The sequence below is a fragment of the Caulobacter sp. SSI4214 genome (genome assembly GCF_012184455.1).
Classification (GTDB): domain Bacteria; phylum Pseudomonadota; class Alphaproteobacteria; order Caulobacterales; family Caulobacteraceae; genus Caulobacter; species Caulobacter vibrioides_E.
Window position 1 is genome coordinate 32,378 of record NZ_SZWJ01000024.1, and the last position, 24,053, is coordinate 56,430.

The following is a 24,053-nucleotide window of genomic DNA, read 5'->3' on the forward strand; positions in this document are numbered from 1 at the left end:
AGGGACGGCGGGCGCGAACTGCTAGGGTCTGGGGATGGAAGCGGACGTGACCGAGGGTCTCGACATCGACGTCCTGGCGTGGGGGGCCAGGGCCAAGGCGCGCTGCGACGCGCTGGGCCTGCCGCCCTACAGCGAGGTCGAGGGCCAGCTGACGCGTCGCTTCCTGACGCCCGCCCACGCGGCCGCTCTGACCACGCTGTCGGAATGGATGGCCGACGCCGGCATGAGCGTGCGCCGCGACGCCGCCGCCAATCTGATCGGGCGCTACGAAGGCGAGACGCCCGGCGCCAAGACCCTGATCATCGGCTCGCACATCGACAGCGTCCGCAATGGCGGGTGCTATGACGGACCGCTGGGGATCATGCTGGGCGTCGACGTGGTCGAGGCGCTCCATCGCGCCGGGCGACGCTTGCCCTTCGCGATCGAGGTCGTGGCCTTCGGGGACGAGGAAGGCTCGCGCTTCCCTGCCTCGATGAGCTGCAGCCGGGCCATCGCCGGGACCCTGGATCCCTCAGCCCTGGCGATGAAGGACGCCGACGGCGTGTCGGTCGCCGAAGCCCTGGCGGCGTTCGGCGGCGATCCGGACGCCATCGCCGCCGCCGCGCGTCGGCCCGAAGACGTCCTGGCCTTCCTGGAGGCCCATATCGAACAGGGCCCGGTGCTGGAGGCCGAGGGCCTGGCCTTGGGCGTCGTCACCGCCATCGCGGCGCAGAAGCGGCTGATGGTTCGGATCGAGGGCGTCGCGGGCCACGCCGGCACGACGCCCATGGCCCTGCGCAAGGATCCCGCTCCCGCCGCCGCCGAGGCGATGCTGGCCCTGGAGTGGATCTGCCGCGCGGGCGCCGACGGCCTGGTGGGCACGGTGGGCCGGATGACCGCCCTGCCCGGCGCGTTCAACGTGATCCCCGGCGCGGTCGATTTCTCGATCGATATCCGCGCCGAGACCTCGGCGATGCGCGACGCGGCCGTCGAGGCCGTGACGGCCGAAATCCAGGCCATCGCCGATCGCCGCGGCCTTCGCGCCGAGATCACCCTGATGCAGGCCCTGGCCGAGAGCCCCTGCGATCCGTCGCTGATCGAAATGCTGGAAGGCGCGCTGAGCGATCTTTCCCTGCCCGCGCGCCGCCTGCCCAGCGGCGCCGGCCACGACGCCATGGTGATGGCCGACCTCTGCCCCGTCGCCATGCTGTTCATCCGCTGCGAGGGCGGGATCAGCCACAACCCGGCCGAAGCCGTCAGCGAGGCCGACTGCGCCCTGGCGGCCCAGGCCATGCTCCATTTCATCGACAAGCTAGAACGACGCGAACGCGCATGACCGAGACGTTTCACGAGCTAGACCACCCCGCCCGCCTGCTGATGGGCCCCGGCCCGATCAACGTGCACCCGCGCGTGCTGCGGGCCATGTCCGTGCAGCTGCTGGGCCAGTTCGACCCCGAGTTCACCGGCTACATGAACGAGGCCATGGCCCTCTATCGCGGGGTCTTCCAGACCGCGAACCGCTGGACCTTTGTCATCGACGGCACCTCGCGCGCGGGTATCGAGGCGGCGTTGGTCTCGACACTCTGCCCCGGCGACGACGTGGTGGTGGTCAACGCCGGACGCTTTGGCCTGCTGCTGGCCGAGATCGCCGAGCGCTGCGACGCCAAGGTCACCTTCGTCGAGGCGCCCTGGGGGACCGTGGTCGACCCGCAGGCGGTCGAGGACGCCGTCAAGCGCGTGAAGCCGCGCCTGGTGGCCTGCGTGCATGGCGACACCTCCACCACCATGGCCCAGCCCCTGGCGGAGATCGGCGCGATCTGCCGCGCGCACAGGGCGCTAATGTATGTCGACGCCACCGCCACCCTGTCGGGCATGGACGTCCCGGTCGACGCCTGGGGCGCCGACATCGTCACCGCCGGCCTCCAAAAGTGCCTGGGCGGCCCGTCGGGCTCGGCGCCGATCACGATCAGCGACCAGGCCGCCGAACACATCTTCTCGCGCCGCCATGTCGAGAAGGGCCTCCTCGGAACCGGCGGCGCGGCGGGGAACGGCCGCCGCATCGCCTCCAACTATTTCGATCTGGCGATGATCACGGACTACTGGTCCGAGAAGCGGCTGAACCACCACACCGAATGCGCGCCGATGCTGTTCGCCGCCCGCGAATGCGCGCGGCTGGTTCTGGAGGAAGGGCTGTCCGCGCGCTTCGAACGCCACGCCAAGGCCGGCGCGGCGATGACGGCCGGATTGGAAGCGATGGGCCTCTCCATCTACGGCGACAAGGTCCACAAGATGACCAACGTCACCGGGATCTGGGCGCCCGAAGGCGTCGACTACGACCGGGTGAAGGTCCGGATGCGCACCGACTTCGAGATCGAGATCGGGTCGGCCTTCGGTCCGCTGACCGGCAAGATCTGGCGCATCGGGACGATGGGCGTGAACGCCCGCAAGCACGCGGTGCTGCAGACGCTGGCGGCGCTGGAGGCGGTCCTGCGCTGGGAAGGCTTCCAGGCGCCGGCCGGCGCGGGCGTTGACGCGGCGGCGAAGGTCTTCGCATGACCACCGCCTATCCCCGCGACCTCATCGGTTATGGCGAGCATCCGCCGCACGCCCGGTGGCCGAACGGCGCCCGCGTCGCTGTCCAGTTCGTGCTGAACTATGAGGAAGGCGCCGAACGCTCGATCCTGCACGGCGACCCCGTGTCCGAGTTCTTCCTGTCGGAGATGGTCGGCGCCCAGCCCATCCCGGACATGCGTCACATGTCGATGGAGAGCCTCTACGAATACGGCTCCCGCGCGGGCTTCTGGCGCATTCGGCGGCTGTTCGACGAATTTGGCCTACCGCTGACCGTGTTCGGCGTCGCCCAGGCCATGGAGCGCCATCCCGACGCCGTCGAGGCCATGATGAAATCCGGCTGGGAGATCGCCAGCCACGGCTATCGCTGGATCGACTACCAGCACTTCACGCCCGACCAGGAGCTGGAGCACATCCAGCGCGCCATCGAGCTCCAGACGCGGCTGACGGGTGAGCGTCCGCTGGGCTGGTACCAGGGCCGCACCAGTCCCAACACCGCCCGCCTAGTCGCCCAGGAGGGCGGCTTCGTCTACGACGCCGACAGCTACGCGGACGACCTGCCTTATTGGGACGATCAGCACGGCCGGCCGCAGCTGATCGTACCCTACACGCTGGAAGCCAACGACATGCGCTTCACGGCCGCCCAGGGCTTCAATACCGGCGAGCAGTTCTTCACCTATCTGCGCGACGCCTTCGACGCCCTCTATCTGGAGGGCGAGACCGCGCCGAAGATGATGAGCGTCGGCCTGCACTGCCGCGTCGTCGGCAAGCCCGGGCGCATCGGCGCCCTGCGGCGGTTCCTCGCGCACATCACCAGCCACGACCGCGTCTGGGTCGCCAAGCGCATCGACATCGCCCGGCACTGGATCGCCGAGCATCCTTATGCGGGGGGCGACCAATGAGCGCTCTCTACTTTTCTCCGTCATCCCGCGCTTCATGCGCGGGACCCATGGTTCACCTTTCACGTGAGAACGAAATCTCTCCCGCACCTGCGACGGATCGATGGGTCCCGCGCATGAAGCGCGGGATGACGGGGTTCGCGGAGGGAGACGCATGAGCTCGGCCCCTCCTCTGTCCCTGAAACTGCTCAACAGCATGAACCGGACGGGCTTTGCGACCGCTCTGGGCTTCGCCTTCGAGCTTTCCCCGTGGGTCGTGGAACGCGCCTGGAGCGAGCGGCCGTTCGCCAGCGTCGAAGCCCTGCACGCGGCGATGATGGATGTTCTGGGCGCCGCGAGCCTCGAGGACAAGCTGGCCCTGATCCGGGCGCACCCGGAACTGGCCAGCAAGGCCGCGATCGCCAAGCAGCTGACCGCCGAGAGCAACGCCGAGCAGGCCAGCGCCGGCCTCGACCGCCTGACGCCCGAGGAGTTCGCGCGCTTCCACGACCTGAACGCCGCCTATTCCGAGCGGTTCGGCTTCCCGTTCATCATCTGTGTTCGCCTGAACGACAAGGCCTCGATCCTGGCCGCCATGCAGGCGCGCCTCGCCCACGATGAAGCCGAGGAAATCGCCGAGGCGATCGCCCAGATCGGCCTGATCTCGAAACTCCGACTGCTCGACGCGGTGACCGACTAAGATGGACTACGACCTTCCCGGCTGGCTGAACCTGGCGCTCCGCTGGCTGCACGTGATCGCCGGCGTCGCCTGGATCGGCGCGTCCTTCTACTTCGTCTGGCTGGACAACAATCTGCGCGCGCCCGTTCCCGAAAAGGACGGGGTCAAGGGCGAGCTGTGGGCCGTGCACGGCGGCGGCTTCTACCATTCTCAGAAGTACATGGTGGCGCCGGCTCACATGCCCGACCACCTGCACTGGTTCAAATGGGAGGCCTACACCACCTGGCTGTCGGGCTTCGCCCTGCTGATCGTGCTCTATTACTGGCAGGCGAACGTCTATCTGATCGACGCGGCCAAGCACCCCTTCAGCCAGCCGGCGGCGATCGGCGTCGGTCTGGCCTTCATCTTCGGCGGGCTGGCGGTCTACGAGGCGCTGTGCCGCTCGCCGCTGGTCCGGAACGGCAAGCTGTTCGGGATCGTCTGGTTCGGCGCGCTGACGGCGGCGGCCTGGGCGCTGACCAAGCTGTTCAGCGATCGCGGCGCCTTCATCCACGTGGGGGCGATCATCGGCACCTGCATGGCGGCCAACGTCTTCCTGGTCATCATCCCCAACCAGCGCAAGATCGTCGCCGACATGCTGGCCGGCCGCGAGGTCGATCCGCGCCTGGGCCTGATGGGCAAGCAGCGGTCGGTGCACAACAACTACATGACCCTGCCGATCATCTTCATCATGATCAGCAACCACTATCCGCTGGTCACCGGCCACCGCCTGGCCTGGCTGCTGCTGGCGATGATCGCGGCCGGCGGGGTGTCGATCCGCCACTTCTTCAACCTGAAGCACGTCGGCAAGATCCGGCACGATTTCCTGTTCTACGGCGCGATGCTGGTGTTCGGCGCGACCGTGGTGGCCAGCGCCAAGCCGGCCAAGAAGATCGAGGTATCCGACACGGTGCCCTTCAGCACGGTTCAGGGAATCATCCAAAAGCATTGCGTCATGTGTCACAGCCACAGCCCGACACATCCTGGATTTTCCGCCCCTCCGCTGGGCGCCACCTTCGACACCCCCGCGCATATCCAGGCCTATGCCCCGAAAATCAACGAAAGGGCGGTCCTCTCGACCAGTATGCCCCTTGGCAACGAGACCGGCATGACCGATGAGGAGCGCGCCCAACTGGGCGCCTGGATTAAGCAGGGAGCCAAGAGCCCGTGACCGACGCCGTCCTGGACGCGCCGACCAAGGTCGAGAACGAGCCCGCGCCGCGCAAGCGCAACGCCGAGCGGACCCGCAAGGCGATCCTGGCGGCGGCGCTCAAGGAGTTCTCCCAGGCCGGCTTCGCCGGGGCGCGGATCGAGAAGATCGTCAAGTCGGCCCGGTGCAACATCCGGATGCTCTACCACTACTTCGGGGACAAGAAGGGCCTGTACATGGCCGTCCTCGAAAGCGCCTACATGGACCTGCGGGCCCGTGAGGCCGAGCTGAAGATCGACTTCGACAAGCCCCTGGAAGGCTTTCTGGAGCTGCAGCGCTTCACCTTCGACTACTTCGAGAAGAACCCCAAGTTCGAGGGCCTGCTGCGCAACGAGAACCTGCAGCACGGCAAGTTCGCCGCCCAGTCGCGGGTCGTGACCGAAACCGCCTTCCCCCTGCGCCACACGATGGAGCGGCTGATCGAGAGCGGCCAGCGTCAGGGCGTGTTCGGCCCCGAGCTCGACCCGGTGCAGATCTATGTGACCATCGCGGCCATGAGCCGCTTCCACCTGGCCAACGGCTATTCTCTGTCGGCCACGCTGAACACCGACATGAGCGCGCCCGAGTGGCGCAAGGCGCGCTTGGACCACGCCCTGGCGCTGCTGGAAGGCTACCTGACGCGCGGCGCGCGTTAGGGCTTGGCGGCGGTCGGTGGTTGGCGGAGAAATCGGCCTCAGTCGCCGCTGCGACGTATCACCGGCGTCGAGGAGCATTCCCGCCGCAGCGGTTTCGCGCCGGATGCGATGCGAACACAAAAGGCCCCCCGCCAACATGAGGTCAACGGGGGCTAACATTCGGCTGCGAAGGCGCGCTAGTGGAAGAAGTTGTCGATGCTGAGCGTTTGCGCCGACACGCCGGCCAACTTGATCACGTTCTCCAGCGCCGGCGCCGACGAGTCGACGCTCTGCCCCGCGAAGAGGTAGGTGTCGCCTCGCACCTGGATCGCCACGTAGAGCTGGTGGTAACCGGGAACGTGGAGGAAATAGTCCGCGAGGGACTGGGCGTCTTGAAAGCTCCCCGCCGAATAAGCTCCAAAACTCATTGGCAGGTCCTTACCCAGGAAACGGATGGCGTCCTTACTTTCGAAATCCGTAATGACGGTCACACCCGCACCCAGGGAATCCGTGGGCAAGGAGTCACCGACGCTGAACAGGAAGGTGTCCGCCCCTGCGCCGCCGGTCAGGGTATCAGCCCCCTTGCCGCCGATGATGACATCATCACCGCTACCGCCGGTCAGGATGTCGTTGCCAGCGCCGCCTCGATAGAGCTTTCCGATATCCTGGCCAAGCTCGATCGCGGTAACGGGCACGGACACCAATTGGGAATCGGTGAAGATCGTTAAGCGCGCGCTATCGTTGCTAACAGAAACGCGATCGCCATATGCGCTTCCTGTGAAGCTGTAACTGATGGCGCCGTTATTGTTCAGCACCGGATCGATATCGAGTCCGATCCGGAACACATGCTCGACATCCCAGGTCGAGGTCGAAAGCTCGAAAACTCGGTCGGTCACCTGATCAACGACGAAAAGATGCTGGCCGTCGCCGCTGAAGTCCATGCCATAGACGCTTGCGATCTCGGGATGCAGTTTACCCAAGTCGGCGACCACATTCAGCGACGAGTCGTAGGCAGTAAACTTGTGCAAGGTCGTCCATTGGGCGATCAGTCCGTTAGCGCTGGAAATCGCTTGGACCCCCATATTGGTGCCCGTCACACCACCGACCTGGGCGGTCTGACCGATACTGGAAGCCTGGACGGCGAGCGGGGCTTCGAAAAGATTCGTCGGCCCCACCAATACCTTCTGGTGGTCATTACTCACACTCAGCACTGCGCTCTGATAGGTCTGCGCGCTATGAGTAAAAACGCCCGTGGCCGGGTCCAAGGTGCTCAAGGACTTGGGCGTGAGCTGGGTGATGCTTGAGGCCTGGGCCAAGACGATCTGGCCATTGGCCAGGAACGCGGCGTCGGTGAATTCCCGATCCGTACCCGTTGCGCTGGTGGCGTAGTCCTTGACCAGGCCGGTCTGCAGATCGAGTACGTGAACCGTGATGGTCGCCTGCGACGCATCGCCGGGCGACACGGAGACGGTCTCGATCTTGCCTTCGGTCGCGACCAAGTAGCGCCCGTCGGCCGAGACGTCCATGCCGCCCAGGTTCGTCCCCACCTTCACGTGCGCGCGCACCTCGCCAGTCGTCGTATCAATCGCCGAGATGTAGCCGTCCTTGTCTGAAACATAGGCTGTGCGTCCGTTCGGCGAGAAAACCGCGTCGACGAAGGCATGGTCGGACGAGGCAATGACGACGGGTTTCACGACATCATCCACCGTCACCGTCGCATCCGAGGACGGCAGGGTCACGGTCTTGTCGTTGAACTGTAGCTTCTCGATGTTCAGCAGGGTGTCGACGCCGTCGAGACCCTTCACGGTCCACGTGCCGTTGGCGTTCTTGGTCCAGGTGTAGTCCGTGGAAGCGCCCGTGAAGATCGCGGTGTCGACGCCGGCGCCGCCATCGAGGATGTCGTCGCCCGCGCCGCCTTCCAGGGTGTTGTCCTTGGCGTCGCCGATCAGGATGTCGCCCAGGCTGGAGCCCTTCAGGCCCTCGAAATTGATCAGGGTGTCGATCCCGGCGCCGTGGGTGTCCTGCGGGCCGGTCTTCGACAGGTCCACCCGCACGGCCGGACCGCCTTCGTAGGAGGCGATATCGAAGCCGGCGCCGCCGTCGAGGACGTCGTTCCCCGCGCCGCCGTTGATCACGTTATTGCCCGCGTCGCCGGTCAGGTGGTCATTGCCCGCGCCGCCGGTGACGTTCTCGATGTTCTGCACGACCATGTGGACGCCGGGCGAGACCACCTGATCGGTCGTGACCCGCAGGTCGAAGGTGATGTCCTGCCCCGACGAGAATAGCAGGGTGTCGTTGCCCGAGCCGCCATCGACGGTCGTGACGCCCTCGCTGCCCGGCCCCGTGAACACGATGACCAGGTCGTCGCCCGCGCCGCCGAGCAGGATGTCGCCCGGCTTATGGAAGCTGCCCCGCAGGATGTCGTTGCCGTCGCCGCCGTCCAGGGTATCGTTGCCGCCGACGGCGTAGAGCACGTCATTGCCCGCGTCGCCGAACAGATAGTTCTCGGCGTCGTTGCCGGTGATGACGTCGTCGTGGGTCGAGCCCATCACGGCCTCGATCGACACCAGGGTGTCGGTGGCCCCGCCGGTCGCCGTGCCCTTCGACAGGTCGACGACCATGCCCTTGTCGGCGAACGCATAGTCCACCGTGTCGAAGCCCTGGCCGCCGTCGATGACATTGACGCCCGGACCGCCCGACAGGTGGTCGTCGCCCGCGCCGCCATAAAGCTTGTCGTTGCCCTCGCCGCCCCACAGGTAGTTGTCGCCACCGTCGCCGGTCAGGACATCGTCGTACTTGCTGCCGTAAAGGTTCTCGATGCTGATCAGCGTGTCCTTGCCCGCGCCGCCGGTGTCCTGCGGCCCGGTCTTGGTCAGGTCGACGGTGACGCCCGAGGTCGCGTCCTCGTAGGACGCCCAGTCGCTGCCCTTCCCGCCCTTGAGAACGTCGTCGCCCGCGCCGCCGACCAGGTAGTCGTCGCCGTCGCCGCCATCCAGCGTGTCGTTGCCCGCGCCGCCCCACAGGGTGTCGTTGCCGCCGCCGCCATAGAGGGTGTCATTGCCCGCGCCGCCGACGATCATGTTGTCGTGGGCGTCGCCGGTCAGGACGTCGTTATAGGGCGAGCCGTACAGGTTCTCGATGGAGACCAGGGTGTCCTTGCCGCCGCCGCCGGTGTTCTGCGGACCGGTCAGGTTCAGATTGACCGTCACGCCCGAGGTCGCGTCCTCGTAGGACGCCCAGTCGTTGCCGGGACCGCCGTCCAGCAGATCGTCGCCGGGCCCGCCCAGCAGGTAGTCGTCGCCCTCGCCGCCGTAGAGCTTGTCGTTGCCCTCGTTGCCCGCCAGCACGTCGTCGCCCTTGCCGCCGTACAGCGTATCGTTGCCGGCGAAGCCGTAGAGCGTGTCGTCGCCCGGGCCGCCCGTCAGGGTGTCCGCGCCGTTCGTGCCGTGCAGTTCCATTTCGAGTTCCCCAACCCAAGCCTTCAACTAAAGCGTGATCTATCGCCTGCAAGGGCGGCGCCGAAAGGCATTCAGCTTTTACGGGAGAATTAACCACGAAGGACAGGTCCCGACGCGGAGGTTGTCCCGCATCGAGATCGAAATTCCTTACGCGGCAAGGGAAGTCGGCTCGGGTTGGCACAGGTCTCGACCGAGACGGCGCCGCGACGTTCAACCTTCGCGACGGCCTTCGCGAGAGGGCCTGGCGCGCGCCCAGGTGGAGAATGTCAGAACAGCAGGCCCTTCTTCAGCAGGGCGTGGACGCCCTTCTCGCCATTGACGGTCTGGGTCACGCGGAAGTCCACGGCCAGCGAACAGAACTGATAGGCCTGGACGCGGGTCAGGGCCGAGCGGGCGACGATGAAGTCGATCGTCTGGCGCAAGGCCTGTTTCATGGCCAGGTCCAGATCCTCGTTGAAGCCCATCAGGATATAGTGGGTCGGCGTCTCGGCGCGGGGCCAGGCCAGCGACGCGCCTTTGTGCAGCATGAAGGTGAAGGTCCCCGTCAGGCCCATTTCCAGAGCGTTGACGCAGACCTCGCCGTCGCCCTGTCGCCCGTGGCCGTCGCCGACCGAGAAGTTCGCGCCCGGAACCCAGACCGGCAGGAAGAGGGTCGAGCCGGCGACCAGTTCCTTGTTGTCCATGTTGCCGCCATGCTCGCGCGGCTCGCGGCTGGAGAGACGGCCATACCGGGCGGGCGGGGCGACGCCCATGGTGCCGAAGAACGGCGCCAGCGGCAGTTCCGGCCCCCAGTCGGGCTTGCAGACGCTCCGCGCCCGATCGACGGCGATGTGGCTGACATAACGGTCGGGGAAATCCTCCGGAATCGTGCCGGCCAGCGGGCGCACGGCGCAGTAGCCCCAGTCGTTGTTGGGCTCGATCGCCTCGATCCGCACCTCCAGCGTGTCGCCGGGCTCGGCGCCGACGATGGCGACCGGGCCGGTCAGGATGTGCGGACCGATGCGCGGCGGGTCGCTGGCGTGGATCGCCTGGAGCGCGGGCGGAACGGCGTGGGGCGAGCCGGGCGGCGGCATCACCTCGACGCCGCCGGACACGCACTCGAAGGTGACGCTATCGCCCGAAGCGATGGTCAGCACGGGATCGAAGGCCGCGTCGAACATGCCAAAGCGGATGGTGTCGGGCGTGGAAGCCAGTCGGTGATGCGTCATCAAGTAAGCCTTCTCTTACCTGATGCTCTCGCGTGACTTCCCCGACGAGCCAAGCTCGCGCCGGCGCGGACGCCGCGCTCGCGCCGCCACTGCCCGCCAAGCGGGCGATCCGCGCCGCGAATGACGCCCGCTTGGGCGCTGGAGCCGCCGAGGCCAAGCTGGGCTGGCGCATCCGGCGAACCTGGGTGTATGAAGTTTTTTCTTACTTACGGAGCCTAGCCGCATGGCGCTCGATATGGAGACGGAAGCCTTCCTCAATCTCGGAGACGCCGAGGCGGGTCCCTGGACCGCGGCCCGCGCCGCCGCGCTGGAGCTTTCGATCCCCGCCGAGGCCCTGCCCGGCGTGATTGACAACATCGCCCTGCTGAAGAGCCAGACGGCCCTGTTCGTCGCCGCCTTGGGCGACCGAGCCGGCGAGCCGCCTGAGACGTTCCAGCCGTGAGCTTCCCCAGCGTCGTCGAGATCGCCGGCGAGGTCCGCGCGGGCCGCGTCACCGCCCGATCGGTGACCGAGGCCACCCTGTCGCGCATCCAACGGCTGGACGGCGGGATCAACGCGTTCACAGCCGTCACGCACGCCCGCGCCCTGGTCGCCGCCGACGCGGTCGACGCCGACCTCGCCGCTGGCCGTCCCGTCGGACCGCTGGCCGGCGTCCCGGTGGCCGTGAAGAACCTGTTCGATATCGAAGGCCTGCCCACCCTGGCGGGCTCGAAGATCCGCCGCGCCGCCGCGCCGCCGTCGCGCGACGCGACCCTGGTGCGACGCCTGACCGCCGCGGGGGCGATCCTGATCGGCGCGCTGAATATGGACGAGTTCGCCTACGGCTTCGTCACCGAGAACGCCCATGACGGCCCTGCCCGCAACCCGCATGACCCCAACCGGATCGCGGGAGGCTCGTCGGGCGGTTCAGCGGCGGCCGTGGCGGCGGGGCTGGTTCCGCTGACCCTGGGCTCGGACACCAATGGCTCGATCCGCATTCCGGCCAGCCTGTGCGGCGTCTTCGGCCTCAAGCCCACCTATGGTCGACTGTCGCGCCAGGGCGTCTTTCCGTTCGTCGAGAGCCTGGATCATGTCGGGCCGTTCGCGCGCTCGGTCGAGGATTTGGCGCTCGCCTACGACGTCCTGCAGGGTCCCGATCCCGAGGGCGACGCGCTGTGCGTTCGGGCCGCCGAGCCCTTGAGCGGCCGCCTCGAAGACCTGGCCGAGCGCCCCTTGCGCGTCGGCGTGCTGGGCGGCTGGTTCCAGCAAGGCGCGTTTCCCGAGGTGCTGGGCGCCCTGAACCGGGTCGCCGACGCCTTCGCCGAAGCCGCTCCAGTGGAGCTTGCCGGCGCCCAGGCGGCCCGCGCCGCCGCCTTCTGCCTGACCGCCTTCGAAGGCGCCGAACTGCATCGCGATGATCTGGCCTCCCGCGCGCTGGACTACGACCCCGCCGTCCGCGACCGCCTGCTGGCCGGCGCTCTGTTGCCGAAGGGCGTCCATGAGGCGGCGCGGCGGTTCCGCACGATCTTCCGCGATGAGGTCCGCGAGGCCTTCCAGCGCTTCGACATCCTGCTGGCCCCGTCATCGGTCTGCCCCGCCCCGCCGATCGGTCAGGCGACCATGGAGATGGGCGGGGTCCCCGTCTCGGTGCGCAAGAACCTCGGCGCCTTCACCCAGCCGATCAGCTTCATCGGCCTGCCGGTGGTCGCCGCGCCCGTGAACCGGCCGGGCCAGTTGCCGGTCGGCGTGCAGATCATCGCCCCACCCTGGCGCGAGGACCTGGCCTTCGCCGCGGCCTTGCGCCTGCAACGCGACGGCGTGGTCGCCGCCCATCCCCCGAAAGGCGCCCCGTGATCGTCAATGATCCCAACGTCCTCTCCGAAGTCACCGACGCCGTCGACGCCTACGAGGCCGCGCTGATGGCCAACGACGTCGCGGCGCTGGACGACGCCTTCTGGAATTCGCCGCACACGGTGCGTCTGGGCGTGGCCGAGAACCTCTGGGGCTTCGCCGAGATCGCCGCCTTTCGCGTCGGCCGGACCGGCGGCTCGCCCCCGCGCACGCGCCTGCGCACCGAGATCACCACCTTCGGCTCGGACTTCGCCGTCGCCAACGTCGCGTTTCGCCGCGACGACACCGGCATGATCGGCCGCCAGAGCCAGACTTGGATCCGCACCCGCGACGGCTGGAAGGTCGCCTCGGCCCACGTCTCCCTGATGCAGGCCGGCGCGGATCAGCGCCTCGCCTCGACCTGAGAAAAGCGCTACAGCCCCGGAATGACGAACCCCACCAAGATCATCTTCGACACCGATCCCGGCATCGACGACGCGATGGCGCTGCTGTTCATCGAGGCGAGCCCCGCCCTCGACCTGATCGCCGTGACGACCATCTTCGGCAATTCCGACATCGAAACCACGACCCGCAACGCGCTCTATCTGAAGCAGCGCTTCGGCATCAAGGCGCCGGTCTACAAGGGGACGGACAAGCCGCTGACCCGGCCGCGCAACCCCTCCCCGACCTTCGTGCATGGCGAGAACGGCCTGGGCGATGTCGAGCTGACCGGCCTCGTCGCCGCCGAGCCCGAGGCCAAGCCCGCCCACCAGGCGATCATCGACCTGGCCCGCCAGTATCCCGGTGAGGTGGTGCTGTGCGCCGTCGGCCCCCTGACCAATCTCGCCCTGGCGCTGCGGGCCGATCCGGAGGTCGCCACCCTGCTGAAGTCCGTGGTGATCATGGGCGGCGCGTTCGGCGTGGCCGGCAAGCCGGGCAATGTCACGCCCGTGGCCGAGGCCAATATCTGGAACGACCCCGAGGCCGCCGATCAGGTCTTCACCGCGCCCTGGAACCTGACCGCCGTCAGCCTGGACGTGACGACCCAGGTGGTGATGTCGCCGGACTATATGGACGCCCTGGCGGCCAGCGGCGGCGATGTCGGCGTGTTCCTGAACGCGATCTCCAAGCCCTACGCGGCGTTCTACGGCGGCCGCGACGGCATCGTCGGCTGCTGCGTCCACGACGCGGCGGCGGCGGCCTTCGTGATCGACCCGACGCTGTTCACGGTGCGGCGCGGCTCGGTGCGCGTGGTGACCGAGGGCGTCGCCCTGGGTCAGACCTGCCAGAAGGTCGAGGGCGAACTGTTCGGCCCCAGCGCGTGGGACGACCAGCCGATCCAGGCGGTCACGGTCGCCGTGGACGGGACGCGGTTGCTGAAGCTGTACGCCGAGACGATGACGGTGGCGCAGGGGTAAGCCCCCTCCACCGCCGTTCGGCGGTCCCCCTCCCCCAGACGGGGGAGGAGTTGTCCTCCGCCCCCGTCTGGGGGCGGACAGACCTCGCGTAACGAGGTCAGGTGGGGGCTCGCACGGCCCGATACCGCTCCACGCCCGCCAGATAGGTCCGCGCCACGACGCGATCGTCGGCCAGCACGGTCAGGGCGAACAGCTTGTCCTCCAGGGTCTTGGCGCCCGCCAGCCGCCGCGCCATCAGCGGCGTCGCGGCCAGGTCCAGCACCACGAAGTCGGCTTCCTTGCCCGGCGACAGGTTGCCGATCTTGTCGTCCAGATCCAGCGCCCGCGCGCCGCCCAGCGTCGCCAGGTAAAGGGCGTGGAACGGATCCAGCGCGTCGTCCCGCAGTTGGCCGACCTTGTAGGCCTCCCCCAGGGTGTGGAGGATCGAGAAGGTCGTACCGGCCCCGACGTCGGTGCCGACGCCGACCTTGACCCCGTGCGAGCACGCCTCCTCCAGGGGAAAGAGACCCGAGCCGAGGAACAGGTTCGAGGTCGGGCAGAAGGCCACCGCCCCGTCCTTGGCCGCCAGCCGCCGGAAGGCGTCGCCCTTCAGGTGGACGCAGTGGGCGAAGACCGAGCGTTTCCGCAGAAGCCCGAAGCCGTCATAGACGTCCAGATAGTCCCGGGCCTTGGGAAACAGCCGCGCGGTCTCTTTGATCTCGTGCAGGTTCTCGGCGAGGTGGGTCTGCATCCAGACGTCGGGACGCTGGGCCAGGACCTCGCCGGCCATGGCCAGTTGCGCGTCGCTGCAACTGATGGCGAAGCGCGGCGTCACGGCGTAGCCGAGCCGCCCCTTGCCGTGCCAGTCGGCGATCAGCGCCTCCATGTCGGCGCGGCTGGTCTCGACCGTATCGGTAAGTCCTTCCGGCGCGTTGCGGTCCATCAGCGCCTTGCCGGCGATCAGGCGCATGTCGCGCGCATAGGCCTCGGCGAACAGGGCGTCGACCGAGACCTTGTGCACCGAACCGAACACCAGCGCCGTGGTCGTGCCGTTGCGCAGCAGCTCGTCGAGGAAGAACGCCGCCGCGTCCGCCGCGTGCTTAGGATCGGCGAAGGCCGCCTCGGCCGGGAAGGTGTGTTGCTCCAGCCAGTCCAGCAGCTGCTTGCCGTGCGCGGCGATGACGTCGATCTGCGGGAAATGGATGTGCGTGTCGATAAAGCCCGGCGTGATCAGATGGCCGGTCAGGTCCGTCAGTTCAGCGCCGCCCAGCCAGGGTGCCAGGTCGGCGTAGGGGCCGCAGCCGGCCACGCGGCCGCCCTCGACCAGCAGCAGGCCGTCCTCGTGGAAGGCCACCGCCTCCGCGTTCGTCGTCTTGGTCGGATCCTCCAGCAGGTGGAGAATGGACCCTCTATAAGCTTGCACGGATCAGGCCTTCGTCGTTTCGAACGCGCGCCGCCTCCTGGCGCATCAAGAGATCGGCCGCCACCGAGACCGCGATCACTTCCGGCGCCTTGCTCTTCAGGTGAGGCAGACCGATGGGACAGGTCAGGCGGGTCAGCGCGGCCTCCGAGAAACCATCATCGCGTAACCGCCGCATGAAACGGGCGCGCTTGGTCTTCGAGCCGATGACCCCGAAATACGAAAAGCCCCCGCCCGCCAAGCCGGCCGAGACCAGGGCGTAGTCGAGGGCGTGATCGTGCGTCAGCACCAGGCCGAAGGCGTCGGGATCCGCGCCCATGGCTTTGGCGGCCATCTCGGCCGGCGACAGCACGCTGACGCCGGGAAGGTCGTCGGTCTCGGGGCGGGTGTCGTACCAGAAGAGCTGGAACGGCAGCGGCTCGAAGGCCCGGGCGATCGCATGGCCGACATGGCCGGCGCCGAACAGCAGCAGCGGCGGACGCGGCGCGTCGGCGCGCTCGACCAGTTCGTCGCCTGGCGCGGGGCGAGGCCCGCGCGCGCTGGCCGGTCCTCCCGCCAGGGTGACGGGGGCGGCGTCGCGAGCGCTCAGAATCGGCGCGATGCTCTTGCTCAGGGCGCCAGGCTCGAAGCGCGTGCGGACCTCGAACGGCTGGGCCGCGTCCATGCGCTGGGCGGCCTCGGTCAGCCAGTCGCGGCTGTTGTCGTTCAGGCGCTCGAGGAACAGACGCACCCGCCCCCCACAGCACTGCGCCAGCAGCGGCCCCAGCGGATAGTCCTGGATCGCGAACTGGGTCTGAGGGACGTCCAGCATCCGCCGCGCCTGGTCGGCCACGCGGTACTCCAGATTGCCGCCGCCGATCGTGCCGTCCTGGCCCCCTCGCCAGACAACCATCTTGGTCCCGGCTTCGCGCGGCGCCGAGCCCTCGGTGGCGAGGACGGTGACCAGCGCGGCCTCGTCGTGAGCGTCGAGGCGAGCGAGCGCGGCGCGGGCCCAGTTACGCATCGGCGCGTCTCCTTAGAGACCGACTTCCCCGGCGAATGCCGGGGCCCAGATCGAACCCGCAGGTGATTGCGCGTGTCGCAATGGCTATGGGCGAGAGCATCCCAAACTCTCCGAATGAATCTGGGCTCCGGCGTTCGCCGGGGAGGTCGGAGAAAAGAAGCTTACGCGTCATGCGCCCGCCTCCGAACATCCTCGCAGGCCATCAGGATCGCCTCGGGAGTCGCCGGCGCGTTCAGGTCGGGGAACACCCGATAATCGCCCAGGCTCGCCACCGCGTGGTTGATCGCGCTGTGCACCGAGATCGCCAGCATCAAGGGGGGCTCGCCGACGGCCTTGGAGCGGTGCACGGTCGCCTCGACATTGCGCCCGGCCCTCCAGAGCCGCACGTCCAGATGCGCCGGCCGGTCGCCGCAGGTGGGAATCTTGTAGGTCGAGGGCGCGTGGGTCCGCAGGCGGCCTTGGGCGTCGTAGACCAGCTCCTCGGTCGTCAGCCAGCCCATGCCCTGAACGAAGCCGCCCTCGATCTGGCCAAGGTCGATGGCCGGATTCAGCGACTTGCCGACGTCGTGCAGGATGTCGGCGCGCGTGACCTTCATCTCGCCGGTCAGGGTGTCGATCAGCACCTCGCTGCAAGCCGCCCCATAGGCGAAATAGTAGAAGGGCCGACCGGTGTGGGTCGCGCGGTCGTAATGGATCTTGGGCGTTGCGTAGAAGCCAGTCGCCGACAGCGAAATCCGCGCCAGGTAGGCCTGACGAATGAACCCGCCGAACTCGAAAGTCTCTGCCCCCACGCGGACGCCGTCCGGCGTGAAGGCCACCGCGTCGGGCGCGACGCCCCATTTTTCGGCGGCGAAGGCGACCAGCCGCGCCTTGATGGTCTCGGCCGCGTTCAAGGCCGCCATGCCGTTCAGGTCCGCGCCCGACGAGGCGGCGGTGGCCGAGGTGTTGGGCACCTTGTCGGTGACGGTCGAGGTGATCTTCACCCGCGCCACGTCGACCTGGAAGGCCTGGGCGACGATCTGGGCGATCTTGACGTTCAGCCCCTGCCCCATCTCGGTCCCGCCGTGGTTCAGCATGATCGAGCCGTCGGCGTAGAGGTGCAGCAGCGCGCCCGCCTGGTTCAGGTGAGTGGTCGTGAACGAGATGCCGAACTTCACCGGCGTCAGGGCGATGCCCTTCTTCAGCACGGGGCTGGCGGCGTTGAAAGCCTCGATCTCGCGGCGGCGCGTCTCGTAGGCGCAGGACGCGGCCAGCTCGTCGATCAGTTGCGGCGCGACATTGTCCTCCACCACCTGACCATAGGGCGTCAGGTCGCGTCCCTCGCCGCCATAGAGATTGCGGCGGCGCACCTCCAGCGGGTCGATGCCGACAGCGGCGGCCACGGCGTCCATCACCCGCTCGATGGCGATCATGCCCTGCGGCCCGCCAAAGCCCCGGAAGGCCGTATTCGACACCGTATGGGTTCGATAGCGATGCGATAGGATCTCGACCGCCGGCAGGAAGTAGGCGTTGTCGGCGTGGAACATCGCCCTGTCGTTGATCGCCGGCGACAGGTCGGTCGTCGCGCCGCAACGCGACGCCAGCTCCAGTGACAGGCCCGTCAGCCGGCCGTCGTCCTCGAAGCCGACGTTATAGACGACCTCGAAGTCATGCCGCTTGCCGGTCATGATCATGTCCTCGTCGCGATCGGGACGACACTTGGCGGGCCGCCCGGTTTTGACGGCGACCAGGGCGGCGGCGGCGGCGAACAGCGACGCCTGCGTCTCCTTGCCCCCAAAGCCTCCGCCCATGCGGCGCACCTCGACCGTCACGCAATGGTCGGGCTTGCCCAGCACGCGGGCGATCAGGTGCTGCACCTCGGTGGGGTGCTGGGTCGAGGACCACACATGGACGTCGCCGTCCTCGCGCGGCGTCGCCAGGGCGATCTGGCCCTCGAGATAGAAGTGGTCTTGGCCGCCGATCACGAACCGGCCCCGCGCCCGGCGCGGCGCGCTGGCCAGGGCGCCCTGGGCGTCGCCGCGCGCCATCCGCTGGCTGGCTTCGATCTTTAGGTCCATCGCGCGGGCGGCGGCGATGTCGATGGCGGCGGGCAGATCCTCATACTCGACCACGGCCTTGGTCGCGGCGGCGCGAGCGGCGGACAGCGACGTCGCGGCGACCGCGAACAGGCTTTGCCCCACGCAATAGACCTCGCCGTCGGCGAATAGGCGATCGTCGTGGATGACGGGGCTGACGTCGTTCTCGCCAGGCACGTCCTCGGCGCTCAGCACCAGAACCACCCCTGGCGCGGCGCGGACGGCGGACAGGTCCATCCGCGCGATCCTGGCGCGGGCCTTGGCGCTCAGACCAAACGCCACATGCAGCAAGCCGGCCGGCTCGGGCAGGTCGTCGATATAGATCGCCGAGCCCGACACATGACGCGCGGCGCTGTCATGCGGCAAAGCCGCGTGCACGCCGCGAACCGGCGCGGTCTCGATCATCGATGTCGTCGCCGCGGAGTCAGCCATGCGCGCTCTCCGGGACAATGCGGGTTTCGGCGCCGGGGTCCTGGCTCTCCAGGAGCACCTTGCGCAGCATGTTCCGCGCCGCCAGCGACCGGTAGGCCGCCGAGGCGCGCATGTCGCTCATCGGCGTATAGTCGGCGTCCAGCGCGCCCATCGCCGCCTCGACCGTCGCCTCGGTCCAAGGCTTGCCGATAAGCGCGGCCTCGCAGGCCTGGGCGCGCTTGGGCGTGCCGGCCATGCCCCCGAACGCGACCCGGGCGTCGCGGACCACGCCGTCCTCGACCAACAGCGAGAAGGCGCCGCACACCGCCGAGATATCCTGGTCGAAACGCTTGGACAGCTTGAAGACCTTGAAAATCCGTCCCACGTCCAGACGAGGCGCGATCACCGCCTCGACGAATTCGCCGGGCCGGCGATCCTGCTTGCCGTAATCGAGGAAAAACGCTTCCAGCGCCATCTCGCGGCGCTCGCCGCCCCGACGCAGAACCAGTCGCGCCCCCGCCGCGATCAGGGCCGGCGGCATGTCGCCGATCGGCGAGCCGTTGGCGATATTGCCGCCGATGGTGCCGCTGTTGCGCACCTGGGTCGAGCCGAGCCGGCGCATCATGGCCCCGAGATCCGGGTAGAGCTTGGCCACGGCCGCGATCGCATCGACATAGCGAACGCCCGCGCCGATCCACAGCCCCCCCTCGGTCTCGCGCAGCGCCTTCAGCTCGGCGACCTCGGAGAGGCTGATCAGCGTCGGTAACGGCTTGCGCAGCTTGGTCACCCAGAGGCCGACATCGGTGGCGCCGGCCACGATCGTGGCGTCCGGATACTCCAGATAGGCCTGGGCCAGCTCGTCCGCGGTGCGCGGCGCCAGCCAGGTCCGGGTCACGCCGTGAACCTCGTCCTGGAAGCTCAGCGTCAGCATCGTCTCGTCCCGCACGGCGGAGAGATCAACCTCCGGCGCGGCCTCGGCGCTCAAGCCGTTGGCGACCTCGATGATCGGACCATAGCCGGTGCAGCGGCACAGGTTTCCGGCCAAAACCTCGCCGACCGGCGCGCGCGCCCCCTTGGCGCCGATCGCCCGCGCATACAGCGACATCACGATCCCCGGCGTGCAGAAGCCGCACTGCGATCCGTGCCGGTCAACCATGGCCTGCTGCACCGGATGCGGCTGGCCGTTCTTGGCCAGGCTTTCGACCGTCATCAAGGCCTTGCCGTGGACCATGGGCAATAACTGGATGCAGGCATTGACGGCCCGCCAGGCGACGCCCTCTCCCTCCGGTTCGCCGACCAGCACCGTGCACGACCCGCAGTCGCCCTCGGCGCAGCCTTCCTTGGTTCCGGTGCGCCGCATCGGTCCGCGCAGGTGTTCCAGCAAGGTCGTCGTCGGGTTGGCCCCATGGACCTCCCGCGCCTCTCCATCCAGCAGGAACCGGATCGTCTCGCCCATCAGCTGCCCCGGTAGGTGGAATAGCCATACGGCGAGACCAGCAGCGGCACATGCCAATGCCGGTCGACGCTCGACGCGGCGAAGTCGATGACCACCACATCCAGGAACGGCGGATCGGCCACCGGCAGGCCCGACGCCTTGAAGTGGTCGCCGATGGCGAATTCCAGGCGGTAGGCCCCGACCTGAAAGTCTTCGGGGGCGATAAGCCGCGCACGGCCGTCCGAGTCGGTGCGGAATTCCGCCAGCCGCGTGACGACGTCCCCGTCGCGTCGGGACACGCTCACCCGGACCCCCGCCGCCGGTTTGCCGACGGCCTGGTCAAGGATATGCGTGGTCAGTCCCGTCATGCTCAGCCCTCTGATCGTCTCGTCCCGCGATGCTCGGTCGCTCCGGGCGCCCTGTCCAGCGCCTTGCCCCGCTTGGTCGCGCTGGAAGGAGAAGCGCCAAGGAAGGCGGCGGCAGGCGCCCGAAGCGCGGGCACTATATAATAGATTTATTACTTGCGCGCCCCTTCGCGGCACATCTCGGACATCGGGGCGCCCTCAAGAAATGTTACCGCTACCATAATTTGATCGACGCTTCGGGCGCTCAGGGTTGGAAAAACGGCTCATCCCCGGTAGCTAGACCCTTTGACGGTCCGCGAACGAGACGGGCGCGCGACGCGCGCGCAGAATGGTCTAAGAGGAACACCGAATGGACGAGGATTTCCGCAAGGCGGCGTTGGACTATCACCGCCTGCCGCGCCCCGGGAAACTGACGATCGAGGCCACCAAGCGGATGGCCACCCAACGCGATCTCGCCCTCGCCTATTCGCCCGGCGTCGCGGCGCCTTGCGTGGCGATCGCCGAGAACCCGGACCTCGCCCGCGACTACACCGCGCGCGGCAACCTGGTGGCCGTGATCTCGAACGGCACCGCCGTGCTGGGCCTGGGCGACATCGGCCCCCTGGCGTCCAAGCCGGTGATGGAAGGCAAGGCCGTCCTCTTCAAGAAATTCGCCGGCATCGACGTGTTCGACATCGAGGTCGACGCCAAGGATCCCGACCGCTTCATTGAGACCGTCGCGGCCCTGGAGCCCACCTTCGGCGGCGTCAATCTCGAGGACATCAAGGCCCCCGAGTGCTTCATCATCGAGCGCGCCCTGCGCGAGCGGATGAACATTCCGGTCTTCCACGACGACCAGCACGGCACCGCCATCGTCTGCGCGGCCGCCGTCCGCAACGCGCTGCTCGTGCAGGGCAAGGCGCTGAAGGACGTCAAGCTTGTCACCTCGGGCGCCGGCGCGGCGGCCCTGGCCTGCGTCGACCTCCTGGTCTCGATGGGCCTGCCGGTCGAGAACGTCACCCTGACCGACATCAAGGGCGTGGTGCACGCCGGTCGCGAACCGGACATGCCCGAAAACATGGCCCGCTACGCGCGCCAGACCGACGCCCGGACCCTGCCCGAAGTGCTTCCCGGCGCCGACATCTTCCTGGGCCTCTCGGCCCCGCGTGTCTTCAAGGCCGAGTGGCTGCCCTTGCTGGCGCCGAACCCGCTGATCCTGGCCATGGCCAATCCGGAACCGGAGATCCTGCCGGAGCTGGTCCAGGCCCAGCGCCCCGACGCCATCATGGCCACCGGACGCAGCGACTACCCCAACCAGGTCAACAACGTCCTCTGCTTCCCGTTTATCTTCCGCGGCGCGCTGGACGTCGGCGCCTCCGAGATCAACGAGGCCATGAAGGTCGCCGCGGTCGAGGCGATCGCCGAGTTGGCCCGCGCCGAGGCTTCCGAGGTGGTCGCATCGGCCTATGGCGGCGCCGCGCCGGTGTTCGGCGCGCAATACATCATCCCCAAGCCCTTCGACCCGCGCCTGATCCTGCAGATCGCGCCGGCGGTGGCCAAGGCGGCGATGGACAGCGGCGTGGCCACCCGCCCGATCGCCGACTTCGATGTCTACCGCCGCGAACTGGAGCTGTTCGTCTACCGCTCGGGCCAGCTGATGCGGCCGGTGTTCGAACGGGCCCGCAAGGCGCCGGTCAAGGTCGCCTATGCCGAGGCCGAGGACGAACGCATCCTGCGCGCCGTCCAGACCGTCGTCGACGAGGGCCTAGCCAAGCCGGTCCTGGTCGGCCGGCGCGAGGTGATCAAGGCCAAGATCGAGGAGCTGGGTCTGCGCCTGCGCGTCGGAGAGACGGTCGAGATCGTCGATCCGTATGACGACAAGGATCTGTTCGACCCGCTGGCGCTCGACTACCAACGTCTGGTCGGCCGGCGGGGCGTGCCGCCGATCGCCGCCGCGCGGCGCGTCCAGGGACGCCGGACCGTGGCCGCCTCGATGCTGCTGCTCTCGGGCTATGTCGAGGCCGCGCTGGTCGGCGGCAGCGGCGATTGGTGGCAGCACATGACCTACGCCCTGCCGATCATCCCGCGTCGCGAGAACGTCAGCCGCGTCTACGCCCTGTCGACCCTGATCCTGGACAACGGCACGCTGTTCTTCTGCGACACCCACGTCAATGTGGATCCGACCGCCGAGCAGATCGCCGAATGCACGCAGCTGGCCGCCGAGGCTGTCAGGCGCTTTGGCTTGACACCCAAGGCCGCGCTGCTTTCGCACTCGTCGTTCGGGGCCAGCAACTCGCCGACCGCGCGCAAGATGCGCGAGGCCCTGGCCCTGCTGCGGCGTCAGGCGCCGGATCTGGAGGTCGACGGCGAAATGCACGCCGACGCCGCGCTGACCCAGCACCTGCGCGACCGCCTGGTCGCCGACAGCCCGCTGAAGGGCTCGGCTAATCTGCTGGTCATGCCGACCCTGGACGCCGCCAATATCGGCCTGACCCTGCTCAGCGCCGCCACGGAGTCGTTGCTGGTGGGCCCGATCCTCTTGGGCATGGCCAAGCCGCTGCATGTCCTGACGCCCAATGTCACGGCGCGCGGCATCGTCAACCTGACGGCCCTGGCGGTGAACCAGGCGGCGTCCGAGCGCGCCGGGGCGTAAGCCCTCCGGAAAACGCAGAAAGGCCCCGTCCGACGCGTCAGCATCGGCGGGGCCTTCCAAAAACCTCTGAAAAGGCCGTCCGTTCGGGCGGCCTTTTCCTTGGGACGCGATCTTAGAGGATGCGCAGGTTGCCGGCCGAGGTCTTGCCCGAGCGGCGGTCCTGTTCAAGCTCGTAGCCGACTTGCTGGCCTTCGTTCAGGCCGCGCAGACCGGCGCGTTCAACGGCCGAGATGTGCACGAACACATCGCCGCCGCCGTTGTCGGGCTGGATGAAGCCAAAGCCCTTGGTGGTGTTGAACCACTTCACGACGCCCGTGCCGCTTTCGCCGGTGCCTGACGAGAAACCGCCGCCGCCGCCGCCACGCGGGCTGTCGAAGCCGCGCGAAGGACGGGGAGCGCCGCGACCGCCGCCGGCCGGAGCCGGGCCGTGACCCGTCACGCGCAGCTGACCCGCCGAGGTCTTGCCCGAGCGACGATCTTCTTCCAGTTCGTACGCGACTTGATCACCCTCGTTCAGGCCCGAGAGACCCGAGCGTTCAACCGCGGCGATGTGGACGAACACGTCCTGGCCGCCGTCCTCGGGCTGAATGAAGCCAAAGCCCTTGGCCGGGTTGAACCACTTAACGACACCGTTCGCCATATTATCCTCAAACACCTCAATCGACGGGCTGATAGTCGGCCCGCGTCCTTCCAACGGAAGTCATGACGCAAAACCGGCGCAAGCGCCATGGGCTTTGAGCGGAGAAAAAGAGGCTGAGGGCGGTCTAAACTCGAAAAATTCGCTCATCCGGCAACGAGCGTTGCAAAATCGCCACTTAAAATTGCATTTTAGACAAGAAAACCCTCCTGCCGAGCGGCGAGGAGGGCGAC

General features: G+C 68.0%; 19 protein-coding genes and 1 pseudogene. 11 read left to right on the top strand and 9 right to left on the bottom strand.

Annotation, left to right across the window (positions count from 1 at the left end; genetic code table 11):
• The first annotated feature begins 46 nt into the window (after positions 1–46).
• From FCU40_RS09520 to FCU40_RS09545, 6 genes are all read left to right on the top strand, one after another.
• Complete coding sequence (locus FCU40_RS09520; RefSeq protein WP_168074577.1) at positions 47–1,315, top strand: allantoate amidohydrolase; 1,269 nt, start codon at positions 47–49, stop codon at positions 1,313–1,315.
• Positions 1,312–2,535 (top strand): alanine--glyoxylate aminotransferase family protein, encoded by a 1,224-nt coding sequence (locus tag FCU40_RS09525; RefSeq protein ID WP_168074579.1) that lies wholly within the window; start codon positions 1,312–1,314, stop codon positions 2,533–2,535. The genes FCU40_RS09520 and FCU40_RS09525 overlap by 4 nt, the downstream gene beginning before the upstream one ends.
• Positions 2,532–3,452, top strand: coding sequence for an allantoinase PuuE (gene puuE / locus FCU40_RS09530; RefSeq protein WP_168074581.1), 921 nt, complete (start codon positions 2,532–2,534; stop codon positions 3,450–3,452). Before FCU40_RS09525 ends, puuE begins: the two co-directional genes overlap by 4 nt.
• A gap of 151 nt (positions 3,453–3,603) precedes the next feature.
• Positions 3,604–4,128, top strand: a complete 525-nt coding sequence (gene uraD, locus FCU40_RS09535) for a 2-oxo-4-hydroxy-4-carboxy-5-ureidoimidazoline decarboxylase (protein WP_168074583.1) — start codon at positions 3,604–3,606, stop codon at positions 4,126–4,128.
• A 1-nt stretch (position 4,129) separates the two neighbouring features.
• The gene (locus FCU40_RS09540; protein WP_168074584.1) at positions 4,130–5,317 is read left to right on the top strand and encodes a urate hydroxylase PuuD; all 1,188 of its coding nucleotides are present in this window, start codon (positions 4,130–4,132) and stop codon (positions 5,315–5,317) included.
• Positions 5,314–5,991, top strand: coding sequence for a TetR family transcriptional regulator (locus tag FCU40_RS09545; protein ID WP_004623178.1), 678 nt, complete (start codon positions 5,314–5,316; stop codon positions 5,989–5,991). Before FCU40_RS09540 ends, FCU40_RS09545 begins: the two co-directional genes overlap by 4 nt.
• Before the next feature lie 176 nt (positions 5,992–6,167).
• Here the strand turns inward: FCU40_RS09545 and FCU40_RS23530 are convergent, their stop codons facing one another.
• Positions 6,168–9,428 (bottom strand): cytochrome D1 domain-containing protein, encoded by a 3,261-nt coding sequence (locus FCU40_RS23530; RefSeq protein ID WP_168074585.1) that lies wholly within the window; start codon positions 9,426–9,428, stop codon positions 6,168–6,170.
• A gap of 266 nt (positions 9,429–9,694) precedes the next feature.
• Positions 9,695–10,639, bottom strand: coding sequence for an acetamidase/formamidase family protein (locus tag FCU40_RS09555; RefSeq protein ID WP_168074586.1), 945 nt, complete (start codon positions 10,637–10,639; stop codon positions 9,695–9,697).
• A gap of 220 nt (positions 10,640–10,859) precedes the next feature.
• On the opposite strand from FCU40_RS09555, the gene FCU40_RS09560 reads away from it, so the two are divergent.
• From FCU40_RS09560 to FCU40_RS09575, 4 genes are read left to right on the top strand one after another with little or no spacing between them, the layout of a single operon-like run.
• Positions 10,860–11,078, top strand: a complete 219-nt coding sequence (locus FCU40_RS09560; RefSeq protein WP_168074587.1) for a hypothetical protein — start codon at positions 10,860–10,862, stop codon at positions 11,076–11,078.
• Positions 11,075–12,469, top strand: coding sequence for an AtzE family amidohydrolase (locus FCU40_RS09565; protein WP_168074588.1), 1,395 nt, complete (start codon positions 11,075–11,077; stop codon positions 12,467–12,469). Before FCU40_RS09560 ends, FCU40_RS09565 begins: the two co-directional genes overlap by 4 nt.
• Complete coding sequence (gene hpxZ / locus FCU40_RS09570) at positions 12,466–12,870, top strand: oxalurate catabolism protein HpxZ (protein WP_168074589.1); 405 nt, start codon at positions 12,466–12,468, stop codon at positions 12,868–12,870. Before FCU40_RS09565 ends, hpxZ begins: the two co-directional genes overlap by 4 nt.
• Positions 12,871–12,891: 21 nt before the next feature.
• On the top strand, positions 12,892–13,863 hold the full coding sequence (locus FCU40_RS09575; protein ID WP_168074590.1) for a nucleoside hydrolase: 972 nt from the start codon (positions 12,892–12,894) through the stop codon (positions 13,861–13,863).
• Between the two features lie 97 nt (positions 13,864–13,960).
• Here FCU40_RS09575 and guaD read toward each other — a convergent pair whose 3' ends face one another.
• The 5 genes from guaD to uraH all read right to left on the bottom strand — a co-directional run bounded on the left by guaD (position 13,961) and on the right by uraH (position 20,554).
• Entirely contained in the window at positions 13,961–15,265 is a 1,305-nt protein-coding gene (gene guaD, locus FCU40_RS09580; RefSeq protein ID WP_168074591.1) for a guanine deaminase, read from the bottom strand.
• Complete coding sequence (xdhC, locus tag FCU40_RS09585; protein ID WP_168074592.1) at positions 15,252–16,265, bottom strand: xanthine dehydrogenase accessory protein XdhC; 1,014 nt, start codon at positions 16,263–16,265, stop codon at positions 15,252–15,254. Before xdhC ends, guaD begins: the two co-directional genes overlap by 14 nt.
• Positions 16,266–16,426: 161 nt before the next feature.
• Complete coding sequence (xdhB, locus tag FCU40_RS09590; protein ID WP_168074602.1) at positions 16,427–18,745, bottom strand: xanthine dehydrogenase molybdopterin binding subunit; 2,319 nt, start codon at positions 18,743–18,745, stop codon at positions 16,427–16,429.
• Between the two features lie 19 nt (positions 18,746–18,764).
• Entirely contained in the window at positions 18,765–20,207 is a 1,443-nt protein-coding gene (gene xdhA / locus FCU40_RS09595; RefSeq protein ID WP_168074593.1) for a xanthine dehydrogenase small subunit, read from the bottom strand.
• The gene (gene uraH / locus FCU40_RS09600) at positions 20,207–20,554 is read right to left on the bottom strand and encodes a hydroxyisourate hydrolase (protein ID WP_168074594.1); all 348 of its coding nucleotides are present in this window, start codon (positions 20,552–20,554) and stop codon (positions 20,207–20,209) included. Before uraH ends, xdhA begins: the two co-directional genes overlap by 1 nt.
• A 346-nt stretch (positions 20,555–20,900) precedes the next feature.
• Between uraH and FCU40_RS09605 the strand changes: the two genes are divergently transcribed.
• Complete coding sequence (locus FCU40_RS09605) at positions 20,901–23,183, top strand: NADP-dependent malic enzyme (protein ID WP_168074596.1); 2,283 nt, start codon at positions 20,901–20,903, stop codon at positions 23,181–23,183.
• A gap of 112 nt (positions 23,184–23,295) precedes the next feature.
• Here the strand turns inward: FCU40_RS09605 and FCU40_RS23290 are convergent, their stop codons facing one another.
• Both FCU40_RS23290 and FCU40_RS23295 read right to left on the bottom strand, forming a co-directional pair.
• Positions 23,296–23,490 carry a cold-shock protein gene (locus FCU40_RS23290; RefSeq protein ID WP_035017693.1) on the bottom strand — a complete coding sequence of 65 codons (195 nt, stop codon included), beginning with the start codon at positions 23,488–23,490 and terminating at the stop codon, positions 23,296–23,298.
• A gap of 129 nt (positions 23,491–23,619) precedes the next feature.
• Positions 23,620–23,823: pseudogene (locus FCU40_RS23295) on the bottom strand (cold-shock protein); the annotation flags it as partial.
• Positions 23,824–24,053 lie beyond the last annotated feature (230 nt).